3 protein-coding genes and 1 pseudogene are annotated in these 3,130 nt (G+C 64.2%); 3 read left to right on the top strand and 1 reads right to left on the bottom strand.

Annotated elements, in window-relative coordinates; genetic code table 11:
• Nucleotides 1–212: 212 nt before the first annotated feature.
• Nucleotides 213–459 (bottom strand): annotated as a pseudogene (locus tag V8324_RS22550) (hypothetical protein); the annotation flags it as partial.
• 237 nt (nt 460–696) lie between these two features.
• Between V8324_RS22550 and V8324_RS22545 the strand changes: the two are divergent.
• From V8324_RS22545 to V8324_RS21440, 3 genes are all read left to right on the top strand, one after another.
• The gene (locus V8324_RS22545) at nt 697–918 is read left to right on the top strand and encodes a hypothetical protein (protein ID WP_442970595.1); all 222 of its coding nucleotides are present in this window, start codon (nt 697–699) and stop codon (nt 916–918) included.
• Between the two features lie 11 nt (nt 919–929).
• The gene (locus V8324_RS21445; protein WP_442970596.1) at nt 930–2,000 is read left to right on the top strand and encodes an IS110 family transposase; all 1,071 of its coding nucleotides are present in this window, start codon (nt 930–932) and stop codon (nt 1,998–2,000) included.
• Between the two features lie 456 nt (nt 2,001–2,456).
• The gene (locus V8324_RS21440) at nt 2,457–2,606 is read left to right on the top strand and encodes a hypothetical protein (RefSeq protein ID WP_336421923.1); all 150 of its coding nucleotides are present in this window, start codon (nt 2,457–2,459) and stop codon (nt 2,604–2,606) included.
• Nucleotides 2,607–3,130: the final 524 nt, after the last annotated feature.

Here is a 3,130-nt window from a genome sequence, read left to right as displayed (position 1 = left end):
ACGGTCGACCCGGCACGGATGGTGCGCGAGGGTCCCGACCCTGCCGTGGACGTGGGTGGTGCGCTGGCGGCGCGTCGACCTTCAGCGCAGGATCGGGGTGCGCCTCTCGCATCGCCATGCCAGAGCGCAGGGTGGGCAAGCAGTTGGCCGCGCCCGGGGGAGTGTCCTGAACTTTGTGTATCCGGCCCGGCCCATGCGATTTCAGATACTCGAGCGTCGAAGCGCTCGCCGAACATCAGGGCGAACTGGTTGCGGGCCGCAAACCATTCCCGGACATGGCGGCCGTCGTTCTCGAAGGTGCGGATGGCCGGGCAGATCGGCCTTGTCGCGGCCTCGGCGGTCGGGAAGGACCTGCGCGTCTTGATCGATTTCCGGAATGAGGAGGATCGGAAAACCGTCCGGGGGACTCTTCTCCCGACGAATGCGGTTCAGGCTCTCGATCGCATTCGTAACCGGTATGAAATTCTCGGTGCCGAAATTCGGCCGACAAGTCCACTGTCTGATGGAGGATTGTCGCGTCCGGGACAGAGGCACCGGGAGCACCAGAATGCAGTCAGGCCGTCGCGTACGATGAGCTGCGAGCTCGAGTTGGTAGCTGGCCGCCTCTGCGACTCGCCCGGTTCTGCTGCGAGCACGTATCCGTAGTTGTCGTGTTGCCTGCTGCTCCCGAAACCATGGTCTGTAATGGAGGCACGGATGAAACGTGTGATTGGCATGGATATCCACCGGAGTTTCGGTGAGATTGCGATTTGGGAAAATGGCTGCGTCCGGCATATGGGGCGGGTGGACATGACCCGGAATGCCCTGGACAGGTTCGCTGGAGAGAAGCTGACGGACAAAGACGAGGTGGTGATCGAGGCCACCGGCGACTGCATCGCGGTGTCGCGCGTGCTGTCGCCTTGTGTGGCACGGGTCTGATCGCCAATCCGGTGCAGGTAAAGGCGATCGCCTACGCCCACGTGAAGACAGACAAGGTCGATGCGGCGACACTGACCTCGCTCCATGCTGCGGGTTTTCTGCGAACGATCTGGACGCCGTCGCCGGACGTGGAGCGCGCGCGCCGTCTTGTCGCGCGCCGGGTGCAGGTGGTGCGACACCGAACGCGGATCAAGAACGAGGTGCAAGCGATCCTGCACGCGCATCTGATCCCGCGGTGTCCGCATCCCGATCTCTTCGGCGGTCGTGGGCGAGCTTGGTTGGCGACGCAGCCAGTCCCGGAAGATGAGCAGGGTGCGGTCGAACGGCACCTGCGAGAACTGGATCGCCTCGGCGAGGATCTCGCGGCCCTGGACCGTGAGATCGCCAAGGATGCCCTCGAAGATACCGAAATCCAGCGCCTGCTGACGATTACCGGAGTGAATGTCACGGTTGCAATAGGAGTGATTGCCGCCATCGGCACGATCGACCGGGTCGACTGCGCCCGGAAGCTGGTCAGTTATTTCGAGCTGAACCCGCGCGTGCGTCAATCCGGGAATGGTTTGGCCCGACATGGCCGGATCAGCAAGGCTGGGCGCAGCCATGCCCGTGGGATGGTGACCGAGGCAGCTTGGGCGGCAGCAAAGAGCCCGGGGCCGTTGCGGTCCTTCTTTCTCCGGGTCAANGCAGCTTGGGCGGCAGCAAAGAGCCCGGGGCCGTTGCGGTCCTTCTTTCTCCGGGTCAAGGCCAAGCGCGGACATCAGATCGCGGCGGTTGCAACCGCACGCGAACTGGCGGTGATCATCTGGCACATGCTCGCAAAGCAGGAAGAGTACACCCGGAAGCGCCCCGGCCTCGTCGCCCACAAGCGCAGGAGCCTCGAGTTGCAGGCGGGATTGCCGGCCCGCCGCGGCGGCAGCAAGCGCGGACCCTCGCATGCCTACCATGTCAAGGAACCACGAGACCAGGAACTGCAGCTGGCGATCCAGGCAGAAGAAACCTACGCCCAGTTCGTCGGCGGTTGCCATCGAAAGCCTCCAAAGACCGGGGTGCGTGAGCGCCCTAAATCGGCAAGGCATCCGTAGGCAGCCTGACGGCGCTTTCAGCCGGGGGCGCCGCGCTTCGCCACAGGATCGCTCACGCGCCGTTACGATATCATCGACGCTGCCAGCTGTCACTTGACTGGACAAGTGCGGCGAATGAAAGCCGCGATATGTGCATGTCCTGCAGGGTCATGCGCCAGCGGTTTGCCGTGCTTCGCAGTACGGTTTGGGGATACGGTGCAAGATGAGCCTCGAGAGGTCACAAAAGCGCAACCGAATGCCCGCCGCGCGCTCCTCGCCAATTGATGGCTTCGCGCGCGGCGGGCATTCAGAGACGAACAAAGGCGAAACTTGCCAAAGGGGGGGGGGGCGCCAATCGCGTCCGCCTATGTGACTCCCGGAGACAGAATGGAGAGCGGACTCGGTTGGATGATCTGAGCGTCGCGGGGCAAAATTCAGCGGTCTGACACCCGAGGCGAACGAGCCGAGGGTGGGGAGATGTATTCTGTGGAGCTTGACAACCGGGTATGCCGGGCGTGCCATGTCGAGGGGATGAGCAAGAGCGAGGCGGCGCGGGTGTTCGGGATCGACCGGAAGACGGTGGCGAAGATCCTGAAGCACTCGGTGCGCCGGGCTGTCGGCGAATGAGGCCGCCGGTGCGGCCGAAGCTCGATCCCTTCGTTCCGATCATCGACCAGGTTCCGGAGGACGACAAAGACCGGCTGAAGACGCAGCGGCACACGGCGAAGCGCATCCACGAGAGGCTGCGCGACGAGCACGGGGTTACCGGCGGCATCACCATCGTGACCGGCTACGTGCGCGAGAGGAAACGCCGGCGCCGCGAGGGGTTCCGGGCCGCTGTCGCACCCGCCGGGTCACGCCCGGGTGGATTTCGGCGAGGCGCTCGGCGTGATCACTCGCCCTTGTGCTCGAACCAATGGCCAAAATGGCTCGGCGTCGAATGCAAGCTGCACTATGTCGCGATGGTCGCCATTGGGAGCGCCCTTGGTCCGGGCGACAATGGCGACGCCGCATTCGGACGCGTTTTTCATCGAGGCCTGTGGGCGCCGGAATTTCCTCGGACCTGCGCCCCGGTTCGACGGCGTCGATGACCTGAATGACTGGCTGGAAGACCGGTGCCTGAAGCGCCAGGACGATACCGTCCGTGGCCA

Origin of the sequence: Roseovarius sp. D22-M7, from assembly GCF_037083785.1 — a bacterium.
GTDB lineage: Bacteria > Pseudomonadota > Alphaproteobacteria > Rhodobacterales > Rhodobacteraceae > Roseovarius.
The sequence above is the reverse complement of the archived record's forward strand: the minus strand, read 5'-3'. Positions and strand labels throughout refer to the sequence as shown.

Bases quoted from the DNA above. Each gene is read 5' to 3' on its own strand.
- V8324_RS21440 (WP_336421923.1), top strand. From the start codon at position 2,457: ATGTATTCTGTGGAGCTTGACAACCGGGTATGCCGGGCGTGCCATGTC.
- V8324_RS22545 (WP_442970595.1), top strand. From the start codon at position 697: ATGAAACGTGTGATTGGCATGGATATCCACCGGAGTTTCGGTGAGATT.